Here is a 15,528-nt window from a genome sequence, read left to right on the forward strand (position 1 = left end):
GAAGGGCGTATGGAAAGGAACACCCTTGTCGCACTTTTATCCATCAATGCATTCATGTTTTTCCTCGAGCTGGTGTTGGGTTTGATCGCGCAGTCAACCGGTTTGCTCGCGGATTCTCTGGATATGCTTGCGGACGCTTTCGTTTACGGGTTGTCGCTCTACGCGGTTGGCAAAGCGGTGACGAAAAAGGCCAGTGCAGCGAGAGTCAGTGGCTATCTGCAGATTCTGTTAGGCGTGGGCGTGCTATTGGAAGTGATCAGGCGCCTCGTTTTTGGCAGCGAGCCGCAAAGCACGTTGATTGTTGTGGTGGGCATCGTTGCATTGCTGGCCAATGTCGCTTGTGTTGCGCTTATCTCAAAGCACCGTGCTGGCGGTGTACATATGCGCGCTTCATGGATTTTCTCCGTTAATGATGTTTTCGCCAATCTGGGTGTTATTCTGTCCGGCTGCCTGGTTGCGATAACCGGCAGCAGATATCCGGATTTGTTGATCGGTATGATCATTGCTGCGCTCGTTGTCCGAGGCGGACTCCAAATCGTGCGTGAAGCCAGGGAGGCAGAGAAGCCTGCTCAAAACCTCTGATATACAGGCTTGGACACCCCTGTAGGGTGTTAGAATTCCGGCCTGTCTGGCACTTCACTGGAGAACAAGCGCAATGAACACGGCCAATCCATTCTATCCAATCGGTACCCCCGGCAAGCCCTGGGACGACGTGGAACGCGCCGAGTGGTTGTCGCGACAGACCCGCCAGCGCAGCTACGAGTCTGAGGTGGTCAGCAAGATTGAACGCCTGCGTGATCGCTTCGACGTGGAAGAGTATGGCCGTCTGGAATACGGCGAAGAGAGCTTCCCGCTGCTGGCGATCCGCAGCCGGGACTGGAATGACGATCTGCCGGTGGTGCTGGTGACGGGCGGGGTGCACGGCTACGAAACCAGCGGCGTACACGGTGCATTGCAGTTCGTGAATCAGCATGCCGCAGATTACGCTGGCCGCGTCAATCTGCTGGTGGCGCCCTGCATCAGCCCCTGGGGGTATGAGCGTATCCATCGCTGGAACCCGAACGCTATCGACCCGAACCGCTCGTTCTACGATAACAGCCCGGCAGAAGAGTCGGCAGCGCTGATGCGACTGGTGGCGCCGATCCGCGATCGCGCAGTGATGCATATTGACCTGCACGAAACCACCGATACCGACGAAACCGAATTCCGCCCCGCACTGGCCGCCCGCGACGGCAAGCCGTTCACGCCCGGCGGCATTCCCGACGGTTTCTATCTGGTCGACGACAGCGAGAACCCGCAGCCCGAATTCCAGCAGGCGGTAATCGCGGCGGTGGAGAAGGTCACCCATATCGCCCCGGCGGATGCCGACGGCAATCTTATTGGCTCGCCGGCGGTCGCACGTGGCGTTATCCAGTACCCGCTCAAGCAGCTGGGCCTCTGCGCTAGTGTCACCAACGCTACCTATAAAACCACCACCGAGGTCTATCCCGACAGCCCCCGCGCGACGCCCGAGCAATGTAATGAAGCGCAGGCCGTCGCAGTGTGTGCGGCGATCGACTACGCGCTGGCTCACCTTTGAGCTTCAATGGCGTCAGAGCCATTGATTGCTTTGCTTTTGACTGCTTAAGCGTCAATATCATGGGCTCTAACCCTCTTGATTAGTCGCGGAATAGATAAGGAGAGCAGATGCGAGCAGGGAGCAAGATAACCGTATTTGTACTTGGCCTTTTCCTGGCGGGTGCTTTCGCACTGGCAGAGGATGTGGCCACACCGATCAACAGCCAGATCCTCAAGACCGATAGGAAGGAGATGGTCCTCGTGCAGGAAGTCAGCATTGAGGCCCCAGTTAGTGAGGTATGGCGGGCCTATACGACCAGTGCCGGATGGATGGCATGGGCTGCGCCACTCGCCGAAGTCGATCTCCGCGCGGGAGGGACCATCCGCACGCACTACGGTAAGGATGCCAAAATAGGGGATCCGGGTACCATTACCCTGCACATCGTTAACTATGTGCCGGAACGCATCCTGACGCTGCGTGCAGAGCTATCGGAACGTTGGCCGGCGGTCATGCAGGAAGACGACGGGAAGCTGATGAATGTGGTGGTGTTTGAAGCCCAGGGCGAATCACGCACCCGTCTGCAGTCCTATGGCGTTGGCTATCGCGACCTCCCTGAGTACGACAACCTGATGCAGTTCTTCATTTCGGCCAATGAGGGTCTTTTCGAGAAGCTGAAGGACCACGTGGAGGGTTGATGGAGAATCCAGTATGCCGGAAGACGGTGATCAGCGCGGTAGAGACGCTCACCCATACCCCCACGCCACGCCGGCTCTCTCACCCGGCCTTTGACTCGTTGATTTGTTTTTTAATGACGAGATAGGCACGCAAGTAATTGAAAATCCCACCCAGCAGGAAAAGGCTGCTCCCGATCAGGTATTGCCAGGCCAGAAAGCTGTAAAGAATTTCACGGTCCTCGGGGGCGACCGACCAGAGATACGGCACAGATGCAACGGTGAATAAAACGGAACCTACGACAAAAGATACCGCTGTGAGGTTCATAAGCTGGAGTGTGATCCGAGATTGGGCCCTGACGATCTGGAGCACATTGATACATGCGCCGAGGACGAATAAAAGACTGCCTATCACAAAGCACCAGGCGCCAGGGATGATCCAGCCAACACGAGATAAGAAAAAGATACTGCCGAATGTGAACAGGATGGTACCAACGAGGTAAGCCGCTGCCGCGATAAGCTCGAGGTCTGAGGCTAGTGTCCGTTGCCCCAAGCTGCGATGGTACCGCATGGCCTCAGCCATATCGTGCCCGGTCACGACAAGGTAGAGAAGGGAACCAAAAAAGAATGTCCAGACACCGATATCAGCATAGGCCTCGAAGCGAGGGAAAAACAATACACTGCCAACGATGAATACAATACCGCCGATTTTGTAGAGGACTGCGTTGATTGTCTCCCAGCGAAATTGCGCCTTAAGTTCAGTCGAACCACGGGTTAAGTCGTAAAGGCGTGGTCGGTTGACAAAAAGGTGTGGCATAAGGACTTCGGCCCGACAATATGGCCTTTCCCGCTGAATGGAACAGTTTGAGCCTTTGAAGATCGTTACGACCGACAATAGCACAAGGTCGAGCTGCTGGCCGCTCTGTAATAAAGAGGGGAAAAAGATGGGGCCCATCAACTTGATGGTGTTAGTTTGATTGGGGCTATGTAATGACGGGAGGTTGATCTGACCCTAACGAGTTTCTGTTAAGTAGCCTGCTGCTGGCCACTTCAGACCAGCTCGTAGTGATACCAGCAGGATGACAAACGACATTTCCAGTGCAAGGAAGACACCAATGGGGTGGTCTGGTACACCTTGTATGATCAGATAGATCAAATAGAGCATGGCAAGCAGGTTGCCTGCCAGGATGACGGTGAGCGCGTAGGTACGCGCTTGCCAGAGCGGCTTGCTGAACAGGAGATTCAACGCGGCGGTACCGGCGAGCACCGCGCCGGGCAGCATCAGCAATAGGCGATGGAGCAGGGCAGTATCCTCGCTCATCATCTTTGCCCAGATAGCGACAAAATGACCGTAGGCCCCCAGGGTAAGCAGAATGCCCAGGAGTAGGGCGCCGACTGCGGCCAGGTTATACAGGGCGTTGCGCTGCAAATCCTGAGATGCACTAGAAGCCGACATCGCGCCCTCCGGCGGTGGCCAGCCCGCATTCGTAGGCGAACACGACAGCCTGGGCGCGGTCGCGTAATCCCAGTTTGGACAGCACACTGGAAACGTGGGTTTTTACGGTGGCCGGGCCAATAAACAGGGCCTCGGCGATTTCGGCATTACTCTTGCCATCGGCAATCGCCGCCAGCACTTCGCGCTCCCGCGTTGTCAGGCGCTCCAGACGCTCGGCCAGGTTGCGCCCAGTCCCCAACTTTTGCGCGAACTGGCTGATCAGGCGCTGGGTGATGCCCGGTGAGAGCATGGCACCGCCATCGGCAACGGTGCGTACGGCCTCCACCAGTGCCTCGGGCGGAATGTCCTTGAGCACAAAACCACTTGCCCCCGCCTGCAGGGCGCGAAACACGTATTCGTCGGGATCGAAGGTGGTGAGGATGATGACCCGGCAGGCGGTGTCGCCAGCTTCCGTTCTTTTCTCCTGTAACAGGCGGGCGGTGGCTTCCAGCCCGTCCATCTCCGGCATGCGGATATCCATCAGGATGATGTCCGGCTGGTACTCGCGCGCTGCCTCTATTGCCTCGAGGCCGTTGCCGGCCTCGGCCACCACCTCGATATCCGGCTCGTTATCCAGGACCAGGGAAAAACCGCGCCGCACCAGCGCCTGATCATCCACCACCATGACTCGTATCATCATACTCCCCCTTCCGTAGTGGGCAGTTCTGCAGTCACCTCAAAGCCACCGCCATCAATCACACGGGTGCGCAAATGGCCGCCGAGCAGCTCCGCCCGTTCGCGCATACCCGCGATGCCATGCCCGCTGCCGGTTTGTCGTCCAATGGGTTGTTCAGCTGCACCGCGTCCATCATCACGAACGCGAATGGCTAAGTGACCAGGCTCTGCGCTTACGCTAACGTGCACGCTGGCTTCGGCTCCAACGTGTTTGATGACGTTGGTCAATGACTCCTGAACGATGCGATAGGCGGCGAGCGCCGTTCTGGCCGGTACATTGCCGAGTTCGCCCAGGGCTTCGTAGTCCACCCTGGCGACGACTTGCCGGACTTTCTCAATGAGGGTCGGCAGATCACTCAGATCCGGCTGCGGGGCGAGAGCCGCTTTGTCACTGGCCGGGCGCAGCACGCCCAGTAAATGCCGCATCTCTGACAGGGCGTGGCGGCCGGCGGCCTCCACCTCAGCCATGGCCTCACTGGCCGCCTCCGGGTTATTGCGGCAGATGGTTCTGGCGGCGCCGGCCTGCACCGTCATCAGGCTGACCTGATGTGCCACCACATCATGCATCTCGCGCGCGATCCGGGTGCGCTCTGCCGCCACTGCGCGCTCGGATTCGGCATTGCGCTCCCGTTCCAGATACTCGGCTCTCTCCTCCAGCAAGCGCAGGTATTCACCGCGAAACCGCAGCCGCCGGCCAATGTGCCACAGCGCCCACGCCAGCATCACAGTCACGGTACCTCCGGCCGTGGGCTGAACCAGCACCCTCATATCCAGTGCAACGTAAACCAGTGTCGCCAGCACCCCAATCAAACTGAACCGGGCATTGGGTTCGTAGCGTCCAAGGCTATAGAGCGAAAACGCCAGGGCAACGATGCCATTGGCCGGCAAGCCAAACTCCAGTGTCAGGCTGGCTCCCAGAATAACGGCATGCACCTGCCAGGGGTGGCTACGACGCCATAACAAGGCGAAGCAGCCAACGAAGGCACACTGATAAGCGGCGACGTCCCACAGGTTCTGCAGGGCCAGGACGTCGTTTCCGTCCTGGCGCGACCACATCAGCATCGTCAGCAAAAAGGCGAGGGTGGCGATGAGCAGGTCGGTCAGCTGTGGCCAGCGCTCGAATGGCCCGCGGAAGGGCTGCCAGACCGGAAGCCTGGGTAACTCGGGTCCGGGGTCGGAGTCAGCTGCATCCGATGCGCGCTTGGAGGGGGACGGCGATTTCATTTCGGCATGCTAAACCAGGCCCGGCCAGCTGTCATGAGCCTTACGGGGGAGCGGCCAACAGGGCCGCCTCCCCCTTTTGGGGGAGGCCAGATTCCTGCCTGTGGCGGATGTGTGGAGATAGGAAAAAGTCGACCATGCTCGCCAGGCACATTCAGCCCAAGCCCGTGAGGGCCACGCCAACAGGGTGAACCGGTACGGCGTGATTCCCGCTCTACACACGCCTGGAGAAAAACGATGAACGACGCTGTAATCAGCACAACAACACTTCGCCCATTCGATACGCGGCGGGCCGTCAATCTGGCCGTTAAAACCTGGTTTAGCATCGCGGCGATCGGTCACGCGATCTTCTTCGCCTACATTCTTGCCGTTTTCTACCCACCCATTGCCCAGTCCGGACTGTACGGCCTGCAGGGTCTGCACCTGCCGGCTGGGTTTCGCGAGGGCGATACACTGGGCAACCTGGCAGCGGTGGCTCATGTTCTGCTGGCGGCAATCGTGATCGGCGGTGGCCCCCTGCAGCTGATTCCCGCCGTGCGCCGCCATGCGCCCACTTTCCACCGCTGGTTGGGCCGCAGCTACTTGCTGGCTGCAGTCATCAGCAGCGTTGGCGGGCTTTATATGACCTGGACCCGCCACAGCATTGGCAACCTGGTGTCTCAGGTCACAATCTCCATCGACGGCGTATTGATTCTGGTGTTTGCCTTCCTAGCGCTGCGTACCGCCATGGCCGGCCGCTTTGCAGAGCACCGCCGCTGGGCCCTTCGTCTGTTCATGGCCGCTAGCGCAGTATGGTTCTTTCGTGTGGCCCTGATGGGCTGGGCGATGCTGACCGGTGGCTGGGGAATCGATTGGAAGTCCTTCACTGGGCCCTTCCTGTACGCCCTGGGTGTTGGGCAATACCTCCTCCCCCTGGCCATGCTGCAATGGTATTTCCATTGCCAGAAGCGCGAAGCCGGGCAGGGTGCACAGCTCGTCTTTGTCAGCACCCTGGTGCCACTGACCGTCTTTATGGCCATTGGTATCTTCGCCGCCACCATGGGTATGTGGTTGCCGCGGATCTAAGTTTGGCCCTCAGACTGCTACAGAATGGTTCCCATAGATCTGGCGGATAAACCTGAGCGGTGTCGATCAATGCGCTGGCGGCCGGCCATAGAACGCCATTGGTGCCTGGGGGATTCCAGCCCCTGCGCCGTGCCCGAACAATGCAATACCGCCCAGTCCGTCGCAGTGTCTGCAGCGATCGACTACGCGCTGGCGCACCAGTAACATGGCTGAGAGTTGGCGGCTATACGGCCCGGCCGGCGGACCGCCTCCGCCAACGATCAGAACAGAACCATGAAAGTACCCAAGAGATTACAACCGCTGGTCGACGACGGCATGATCGACGAGGTCGTCGTGCAGTTGATGAGCGGCAAGGAAGCACAGGTGTATGTGGTGCGCTGTGGCGACGAGCTGCGCTGCGCCAAGGTCTTCAAGGAGGCCAAGCAGCGTAGCTTCAAGCAGGCGGTGCAGTACCAGGAAGGGCGCAAGATGCGCAACAGCCGCCGTGCCCGGGCGATGTCGAAGAAGACCCGCTATGGCCAGAAAGAGCAGGAGCAGGCCTGGCTGAGCGCCGAGGTCGATGCCCTGTACCGGTTGGCGTCGGCGGGTGTGCGCGTCCCCCAGCCATATGGCTTTGTCGACGGTGTGCTGCTGATGGAACTGGTCGCCGACGACGAGGGCTATGCCGCCCCGCGGCTGGATGACGTCACGCTGACCCCGGAGCAGGCCCGCGATTACCACGGCCAGGTGATAGCCGACGTGGTGCGCATGCTGTGTGCCGGCCTGGTGCATGGCGACCTTTCCGAGTTCAACGTGCTGCTGGACCCCGACGGCCCGGTCATCATCGATTTGCCCCAGGCGGTGGATGCCGCCGGCAACAACAACGCCGCCATGATGCTGGAACGCGATGTCGACAATATGCGCGCCTATTTCGGCCGCTTTGCCCCGGAACTACTGACCACCGATTACGGCAAGGAAATCTGGGCGCTGTATGAAGCTGGTGAACTGCACCCGGAAAGCCGCCTGACCGGACGGTTCGAGTACGACACGAGCAGCGTCGACGTCGGGGACCTGATGGACGTCATCGATGATGTGCTCGAGGAGGAAGCCGAGCGCCGGGCACCGGCCTGGGAAGAATCGTAGGCTGCTGACGCTCATGCTGCCCCTCGCACAACATTCACAATAAGGCAGAATTTCTATGGCTACCCTGGGCACTCCGTTCTCTTCGACCGCTACCCGCGTCATGCTCTGTGGCGCCGGTGAATTGGGCAAGGAAGTTGTGATCGAGTTGCAGCGTCTCGGCTGTGAAGTCATTGCCGTGGACCGCTATGCCAACGCTCCGGCGATGCAGGTGGCAGATCGTAGCCACGTGATCAATATGCTCGATGGTGAGGCCCTGCGCGGGGTGATTGAACAGGAGCAGCCCCACCTGGTGGTGCCGGAAATCGAGGCGATTGCCACCGATACCCTGGCCGAGCTGGAACAGGAGGGAGTCAACATCGTCCCTACCGCGAGGGCAGCCCAGCTCACCATGAACCGGGAGGGGATCCGGCGCCTGGCGGCGGAAACCCTGGGGTTGCCCACCTCCAGCTACCGGTTTGCGGCCAGCGAGGCGGAATTCAAAGCCGCGATCGACGAGATCGGGATTCCCTGCCTGGTGAAACCGATCATGAGCTCGTCGGGCAAGGGCCAGAGCCTGGTGCGCGATGCCGCACAGGTTGAACAGGCCTGGGCCTATGCGCAGGAGGGCGGCCGCGCCGGCAAGGGCAAGGTGATCGTCGAGGGGTTTGTCGACTTCGATTACGAAATCACCCTGCTCACCATCCGCCACTACGACGGCAGCGGCAGCATTGTCACCAGTTTCTGTGCGCCCATTGGTCACCGCCAGGCGGATGGGGACTACCAGGAGTCGTGGCAGCCGCAGGCAATGTCCGCAGCGGCGTTGAGCCGCGCCCAGGAGGTTGCCAAAGCGGTGACCGATAATCTCGGCGGCCGCGGCCTGTTTGGTGTGGAGTTGTTCGTCAAAGGCGATGAGGTGATTTTCAGTGAAGTTTCGCCGCGGCCACACGACACCGGCCTGGTGACCCTGATCTCGCAGGATCTGTCAGAGTTTGCGCTGCATGCCCGCGCCATTCTCGGCCTGCCCATCCCCAATATCCAGCTGCACCGCGCCTCGGCCTCGTCCGTGTTGTTGGTGGAGGGCAGCTCCACCCGGATGCAGTTCGGCAACCTCGCCGCCGCGCTCTCCCGTCCCGATACCCAGCTGCGCCTGTTCGGCAAACCGGAAGTGGCCGGAAAGCGCCGCCTGGGTGTCGCCCTGGCGCGGGCCGACGACGTCGAAACCGCTCGGAAGGTTGCCAATGATGTGATTGCCGATATCGAGGTCAAGCTGTAGCGATAATCTGCACCACAAGTCCCTCCCAGGCTCTTCCCGGGTGCTGGTCCTACACTCAGGCTGGTTAGCCCCGAGCCGTTATCAATAGGAAATTGGCCGCTGCTTACCTACAATACGCGGCCATTTCCCGACGCGAGTCATTGTCTTGACCAGCCCCGATACTGACCACCCCCGCGATTTCCAGTCACTGCCGCTAGAGCCGGCTCTCCTCAAGAACCTGGAGGACCTCGGTTATGAGCGCCTGACGGAAATCCAGGCCGCGGCGCTGCCGGCGATCGTGGAGGGTAGGGATGTCATCGGCCAGGCCAAGACCGGCTCCGGCAAGACCGTGGCCTTTGGTCTGGGCCTGCTGCACAAACTGCAGGTAGAGCGGTTCCGGGTGCAGTCGCTGGTGCTTTGTCCCACCCGGGAGCTGGCGGACCAGGTGGCGCGGGAGCTGCGCAAGCTGGCGCGGGCCATTCACAACATCAAGATCCTGACCCTGTGCGGTGGTATGCCGTTCGGGCCGCAGATCGGCTCGCTCAAGCACGGGGCTCATATCGTCGTGGGTACACCCGGCCGGATCGAAGATCACCTGCGCAAGGGCAACCTCGACCTGAGCAATGTGGACACCTTGGTCCTGGACGAGGCGGACCGGATGCTCGACATGGGCTTCCAGGCGGTACTGGACCAGATTCTGGCAGAGCTTCCGCAGCAGCGGCAGACGCTGCTGTTTTCCGCCACTTATCCCAAAACCATCGATGCACTCGCTAGCCGGGTGCTGCGCGATCCGGTGAAAGTGGAGGTGGCGGCAGCCCACACCCAGAGCACCATCGAGCAGAATTACTACCGGGTGGAAAACAACGAGGCGCGGCCCGGGGCTCTATACCAGTTGCTGGCGAATTACGATACATCGTCTGCCCTGGTGTTCTGCAATACCAAGAAGGAAACCGACGAGGCCGCTGAGGCGTTGAAGCGCGCCGGCTTTGCCGCGCTTGCGCTCCACGGTGATATGGAGCAGAAAGATCGGGATCGTACACTGGCGCTGTTTGCCAACGGTAGCGCCTCCATTCTGGTGGCAACGGATGTGGCCGCGCGTGGTCTCGATATCGAAGAGCTGCCGGTGGTGGTGAACTACCATCTGGCCCGTGACCCGGAAGTGCACGTGCACCGGGTCGGTCGCACCGGGCGGGCAGGGCAGAAGGGCGTGGCCCTGTCGCTGGTGAGCAAAAAAGAGATCTACAAGCTGGAGCGGCTGGAAGAACTGCTGCAGCAGAAAATCACCCTGCAGGAAGTCCCGGAGCTTCCCAGAGCCTTTACGCCGACTCGACCAGTGATGTCTACCCTACAGATCGATGGGGGCAAGAAGCAGAAAGTGCGCGCGGGTGATGTGGTCGGCGCCCTGACTGGTGAGGGCGGTATCGATGGGACACAGATTGGCAAAATCCAGCTATTCGACTTCTCCACCTTTGTCGCGGTAGAGCGCCCCGTCGCCAAAAAGGCGCTGCAGAAGCTTGCCAACGGGAAGCTGAAAGGGCGCAAGTTCCGCGCGCGGATTGTCGGCGTCTGAACCTTCTTTCCCCGGTTGTCTGTGTCTACCAGCAACCCAGCCTCTCAGCATTTCCTGGGTGCTCTTTCGGCCGAGCTTATCGCTTCAAGCCCCTGCCGCAGAGGCGGCAAGGGCACTGAAAAGCACGCTCCGTCGGACCAATCTATCCTCATTGCATCAGACTCCCTATCGCCGGACTACCTGCCAACTGGTTTGAAATGGCATGCGCTCGCCGCAGGGGCAGCCGTGCTGATGGGGAATTGATCAGGTGACCGACCGGGAGCTGAGATGAGCGCCAATGTCGATGAGAATATCCGCCCAGAGTACGATCGGGTCATCCAGGATATCGCGGACTATGTCCTGGATTACCGGATTGACTCCGGGGAAGCGTGGGAGACTGCGCGCTATTGCCTGATGGACACGCTCGGCTGCGGCCTGCTGGCACTGGGTTTTCCCGAATGCACCAAGCTGTTAGGGCCGCTGGTTGAGGGAACGGTGGTCCCGAATGGCGTCCGCGTCCCCGGGACCCGGCTCCGGTTGGACCCGGTCAGGGGTGCGTGGAATATTGGCTGTACCGTGCGCTGGCTCGATTACAACGATACCTGGCTGGCCGCGGAGTGGGGGCATCCCTCGGACAATCTCGGTGCCATTCTTGCGGTGGCCGACCACCTGTCACAGAAAAACCTGTCAACCGGTAAACAGCCACTGGTGATGCGCGATGTTCTGGATGCAATGATCCGGGCCCATGAAATCCAGGGTGTGCTTGCTCTGGAGAATAGTTTCAACCGTGTCGGGCTAGACCATGTAATCATGGTGAAGGTGGCCTCGACAGCGGTGGCGGTCCGGCTTATGGGCGCAGACCGTGAGCAGCTGCTATCGGCCATTTCTCACGCCTGGGTCGATGGGCACCCGCTGCGCGCCTACCGGCACGCGCCCAACACGGGCTCCCGAAAGTCCTGGGCTGCGGGCGATGCCACTGCCCGCGGGGTGCAACTGGCGGATATCGCCATGCGCGGGGAGATGGGCATTCCGGGGGCGCTGACGGCCGCCCAATGGGGTTTTTACGATGTGCTGTTCAGCAAGACGAACACGGACCAGCGGATCAAGCCAGAATCCGGGCGCAGCTTCAGTTTCTCCCGTCCGTTCGGCAACTATGTGATGGAGAACATTCTCTTCAAGATCTCCTTTCCTGCCGAGTTTCACAGCCAGACGGCCTGTGAGGCTGCGGTCGCCCTGCATCCCCAGGTCAGGAATCGCCTCGAAGAGATCGACCGGGTTGTAATTACCACGCATGAATCTGCCATTCGCATTATCTCCAAGGAGGGGCCACTGGCGAACCCCGCTGACCGCGATCACTGCCTGCAGTACATGACTGCGGTGCCGCTCATTTTTGGTGAATTACGGGCTGAGCACTATGAAGATGCTTTCCATTGTGCACATCCGGAGATCGACAGGCTTCGGGAGAAAATGGAGGTTATCGAGGATCCGAATTATTCCGCGGATTACCTGGATCCGGACAAGCGTTCGATCGCCAATGCGTTACAGGTATTTTTTACCAATGGCACGGCCACCGAGCAGGTGGTCGTGGAATATCCTGTGGGTCATCGCCGCCGGCGGGCAGAGGGGATTCCGCTGCTGGAAAAAAAGTTCCACAGAAATCTCGCAACCTGCTTCCCTCGCCAGCGGTGCGAGGAGATTCAAGCACTATTTGATGACAGCGAGCTTCTGAAGCAATTACCGGTCCATGAATTCATGGACCGGTTTGTGATTTAAGGGCTGCGGTGTGTCATGACCCTGATGCCCGGTCACCGCCTCCCAGCTCTGCGACATCATGCAATTTGCCGAGACGCATCACGTGGGTAATGCTGCGGAAGGCTTTGGTGGACTTGCCCGGGTCTTCTTTCAGGATCACCAGGTCGGCGTTCTTGCCTTTCTCGAGAGTGCCAAACCGGTCAAGCTGCCCCATTGCGCGAGCGCCGTTCTGTGTAGACATGACGATAATGTCCGCAGGAGTAATGCCTGCGCGCTCCATCCTTTCCATTTCGGTATAGATGGTGGGTCCGTGAAAGGCGAAGGGGTTGCCAGCATCGGTGGAGGTGGCTACCGGGATTCCATACTCATGGACTTTCCTCAAGTTTCTCTCCATGATCGATGCATGTTCACCCATATGGATCAGGCCGCCGGTGATCCATTCGAATGATTGCTCTTTCCTTGCAATGGGGTGCAACTCCTGGAACTCACTTTCCATCAGATTGCGGGTTCTCTCGTCGATGCTGGCATTGGGGTCGTCAAATTCCGGCTTTTCCCCAAAGAACAGTCGGGCGTCACCGGCAGCCCATAGCTCTCCACCTGCCATAGTCGGCTCGTAGATGACCTCGTTGTCTTTTGCGAGGCGGAGGAACTCCTCGTCCACTTCCTCATGGTTGATACTATGTACAAGCACTTTGGCTCCCGCTTTCATTGCCGCTTTCGCCCCTTCCAGATGGGTGGCATGCACAATCAGCGGCAAGCCATGGGCTGTTGCCTCATCGCCGATGAGTTTCATGCGCTTCTGTAAATCTGCCCTGAACTTCTCCTCTGGCTTGATGTACCAGACCTTTACAGCAAACGCTCCCGACTCTGCCAATTGTTTCACGGCATCAACGGCGGCCTTGTCAGAATGCATTGGCAGAAATTCACTGGTGCCAAGTGCTTTCTGTTTCTCGAGTACGCTGGTGCTCATTTCGCTGCGGGTATGGGTAATCAACGGACCGGCGCTGACATAGTGCGGACGATCGGGGCTAGTGATGGAGGAGGACTGCAAGTCCAGGGTCCAGGGAAACCCTCCAGCATCCAGCACAGCGGTCACACCGGAGCAGAGGTAGGCCCGGTCCCAGCGCCAGTAGTTGCTCTTCAGGTCCCGCTGGATTTTATCGAGGTCGTATTTTTCCGGATCAGGGCTTGTGAGCGCCCTGGTGCCAAAGGAACCATTGGCGGCGTAGTGCACATGGGCGTCGACAAGCCCGGGGGTGATGTACTGGCCCTTCAGGTCGATTACTTCTGACTTCTCGGGGACACGGCAATCAGTGCCGACACACTGAAGTTTCCCCTGGTCGATAATGACCACGGCATTTTCAATGGCCGGTGCTCCGGTACCATCGTACAGGGTGGCGTTGATGAGTGATGTCGGGGCGGCGGCACACCAGCCGCTGAGGCTGATTGCAAATATGCTCATCGCAAGTCGCATACAGGTCTCTCCATATTCCGTTTGTGGGTTTCCTTACAGCTGGCCCAGTTTGTCAAAGAAATTCGTCTAATGCGATTTCACGGTATTACCAGGGTGCAGGATTGCCCTTAAAGACATTACGGACAAACGATGAAAGTCGGAGGGGGGGAAGCGGGGCGGTGCGATGCCCACAGATGACGCAGATTTAAGTTGGCCAACGAAAAACCCCGGCGCTGAGGCCGGGGTGTTTCAGACGTCTGGGGTCCGGATCAGAACTTCAGCTCAGTACCGATACCGAAATAGCTGCGAGCGTAATCTTCAGCAGCAGTCTCGTCGGTGAAGAAGCCGAAGACTTTGGCTGCGCTGGACAGTTTGTAGTCCAGGCCCAGGCTGTAGGTTTCGCCATCCGCCTGCACGATGTCAGACTGGCCATACTGGGCCTTCATGGTCCAGGCATTGATTTTGTAGGCAGCGGAGGTCATCCAGCCATCCTGGGTGCTGCCGTCTTCTTTTTCCTGCTCTTCGTACAGGGCACCGACCTGAACCGGGCCGATGTTGTACTGGGTTACGAAGCGGGAGGTGTCCCAGCCATTGGCCTCTACGTCCTGGTCATAGGCATAAGCGACGTAGACACCGGCGTTGTCGTAGGCGAATGAGACAGAAGTGCCGTTGTCACGGGTAATCTCGTTCTCGAACTCGTCAACACCAATCACTTCATCGCGGTTGCTGATGAACGCGGTAGAAACCTTGAAGCCACCAAAGAAGGACGGGGTGGTGTACTGCAGGTTGTTGGATTCGCGGTTGTCGCTCTTGGTGATCAGGCTCTTGATATCGCCTTCCAGGTCGTTGAACAGGTCGACCTTCTTCTGGGCCACTTTCAGCGGGGTGTCGAACTTACCACCGATCACCTGACCAAAGCCGCCTTCCAGACCAGCGTAGATATTGCGCTGGGAGAAAGTCTCCTCGGCATCGCCGTCCACATCCACCTGGTATTCCATCTTATAGATGCCCTTGAGCCCCCCCGCGATATCAATATTGTCGAAGGGCAGTTCGCCCTTGACGCCCAGGCGCGAAGCATTGCTCTTGATGTCGGTGATGTCGCCATCGCCTTCGTCAGCGGACTGGAAAGCCACGTTGGCCTTGCCGTACAGCTCCAGTGCTTTGGATTCGTCTTGCGCAGTTGCCAGGGCCGGAACCGCAGCAGCAATCGCCAGGGAAATAGCAGTCTTCTTCATGGTCGTCTCGCACAGTTATGGTTGTGGTTGAGGGCCGGCCGGTTGTCCGAATGTCTGCCATCCCTCGAGTTGGTGCGGATTCTGCGCATCGAATGTGACAAAAAGGTTAAAGAAGACATTTTTTTTAAGTTTTTGTGACTTGCCGGTTCGAAAAGTGAACCGGATGGTGGCTGTTTGAGCACCTTTCGGGCCTTCCCGACCCACGGGCGTTCAGCCTTTTGCGCCCCAGCCCGGGATCTGGCACAAAGGGATCCTCATCAGTCGAGCTGGCCGGAACCGCCGTTTCAACGGCGGTTCCGGCCAGCGGCCAAGCCCGCCAGCCTCGGGCCTTTGCGAGGGCTGGGCGAAGAGCGGGGCGCCGGGGTGTGATCGGTAATGGAGCTGGTGGAAGGGAACAGGTGGAAGGGAAGCGGGGAAGGGATTCGAGTGGAGACACTGATCGGGCCGGGACAGGCCGCGCAAACTGCCAGCAGTGGGCGAAGGGTGCCAGCAGCTTTGGGG

At 59.3% G+C, this 15,528-nt stretch carries 14 protein-coding genes; 8 read left to right on the forward strand and 6 right to left on the reverse strand.

The annotated features are described in order from the left end of the window. The first annotated feature begins 9 nt into the window (after positions 1-9). The 3 genes from LVD12_RS00640 (at position 10) to LVD12_RS00650 (ending at position 2,253) form a co-directional block, all read left to right on the forward strand. Positions 10-582 carry a cation efflux transmembrane domain-containing protein gene (locus LVD12_RS00640; protein WP_237064839.1) on the forward strand — a complete coding sequence of 191 codons (573 nt, stop codon included), beginning with the start codon at positions 10-12 and terminating at the stop codon, positions 580-582. A 73-nt stretch (positions 583-655) separates the two neighbouring features. Further along, on the forward strand, positions 656-1,579 hold the full coding sequence (locus LVD12_RS00645; RefSeq protein WP_237064841.1) for a M14 family metallopeptidase: 924 nt from the start codon (positions 656-658) through the stop codon (positions 1,577-1,579). A 107-nt stretch (positions 1,580-1,686) separates the two neighbouring features. After that, on the forward strand, positions 1,687-2,253 hold the full coding sequence (locus tag LVD12_RS00650; RefSeq protein WP_237064843.1) for an SRPBCC family protein: 567 nt from the start codon (positions 1,687-1,689) through the stop codon (positions 2,251-2,253). Positions 2,254-2,332: 79 nt separating this feature from the next. Here the strand turns inward: LVD12_RS00650 and LVD12_RS00655 are convergent, their stop codons facing one another. The 4 genes from LVD12_RS00655 to LVD12_RS00670 form a co-directional block, all read right to left on the reverse strand. Beyond that, positions 2,333-3,046 carry a YrhK family protein gene (locus LVD12_RS00655; protein ID WP_237064846.1) on the reverse strand — a complete coding sequence of 238 codons (714 nt, stop codon included), beginning with the start codon at positions 3,044-3,046 and terminating at the stop codon, positions 2,333-2,335. 195 nt (positions 3,047-3,241) lie between these two features. Then, complete coding sequence (locus LVD12_RS00660) at positions 3,242-3,685, reverse strand: hypothetical protein (protein ID WP_237064848.1); 444 nt, start codon at positions 3,683-3,685, stop codon at positions 3,242-3,244. Next, the gene (locus tag LVD12_RS00665; protein ID WP_237064850.1) at positions 3,672-4,364 is read right to left on the reverse strand and encodes a response regulator; all 693 of its coding nucleotides are present in this window, start codon (positions 4,362-4,364) and stop codon (positions 3,672-3,674) included. Before LVD12_RS00665 ends, LVD12_RS00660 begins: the two co-directional genes overlap by 14 nt. Then, positions 4,361-5,623 carry a sensor histidine kinase gene (locus LVD12_RS00670; protein ID WP_237064852.1) on the reverse strand — a complete coding sequence of 421 codons (1,263 nt, stop codon included), beginning with the start codon at positions 5,621-5,623 and terminating at the stop codon, positions 4,361-4,363. Before LVD12_RS00670 ends, LVD12_RS00665 begins: the two co-directional genes overlap by 4 nt. A gap of 234 nt (positions 5,624-5,857) precedes the next feature. Here LVD12_RS00670 and LVD12_RS00675 point away from each other — a divergent pair, with 234 nt between their 5' ends. From LVD12_RS00675 to LVD12_RS00695, 5 genes are all read left to right on the forward strand, one after another. After that, the gene (locus LVD12_RS00675; protein WP_237064854.1) at positions 5,858-6,685 is read left to right on the forward strand and encodes a DUF2306 domain-containing protein; all 828 of its coding nucleotides are present in this window, start codon (positions 5,858-5,860) and stop codon (positions 6,683-6,685) included. A gap of 273 nt (positions 6,686-6,958) precedes the next feature. Continuing rightward, the gene (locus tag LVD12_RS00680; RefSeq protein ID WP_237064856.1) at positions 6,959-7,807 is read left to right on the forward strand and encodes a PA4780 family RIO1-like protein kinase; all 849 of its coding nucleotides are present in this window, start codon (positions 6,959-6,961) and stop codon (positions 7,805-7,807) included. Between the two features lie 55 nt (positions 7,808-7,862). Beyond that, positions 7,863-9,059, forward strand: coding sequence for a formate-dependent phosphoribosylglycinamide formyltransferase (purT, locus tag LVD12_RS00685; RefSeq protein WP_237064859.1), 1,197 nt, complete (start codon positions 7,863-7,865; stop codon positions 9,057-9,059). Positions 9,060-9,204: 145 nt separating this feature from the next. After that, complete coding sequence (gene dbpA, locus LVD12_RS00690) at positions 9,205-10,608, forward strand: ATP-dependent RNA helicase DbpA (RefSeq protein ID WP_237064861.1); 1,404 nt, start codon at positions 9,205-9,207, stop codon at positions 10,606-10,608. A 267-nt stretch (positions 10,609-10,875) separates the two neighbouring features. Continuing rightward, positions 10,876-12,360 carry a bifunctional 2-methylcitrate dehydratase/aconitate hydratase gene (locus LVD12_RS00695; protein ID WP_237064863.1) on the forward strand — a complete coding sequence of 495 codons (1,485 nt, stop codon included), beginning with the start codon at positions 10,876-10,878 and terminating at the stop codon, positions 12,358-12,360. Positions 12,361-12,373: 13 nt separating this feature from the next. On the opposite strand, the gene LVD12_RS00700 is transcribed toward LVD12_RS00695, so the two are convergent. Next, positions 12,374-13,801: an amidohydrolase family protein gene (locus LVD12_RS00700; protein ID WP_237064865.1), complete on the reverse strand. Its 1,428-nt coding sequence runs from the start codon at positions 13,799-13,801 to the stop codon at positions 12,374-12,376. A gap of 260 nt (positions 13,802-14,061) precedes the next feature. Then, positions 14,062-15,027, reverse strand: coding sequence for a porin (locus LVD12_RS00705; RefSeq protein WP_237064868.1), 966 nt, complete (start codon positions 15,025-15,027; stop codon positions 14,062-14,064). Positions 15,028-15,528: the final 501 nt, after the last annotated feature.

It is taken from the genome of Microbulbifer guangxiensis (genome assembly GCF_021729075.1).
Lineage (GTDB): Bacteria > Pseudomonadota > Gammaproteobacteria > Pseudomonadales > Cellvibrionaceae > Microbulbifer > Microbulbifer guangxiensis.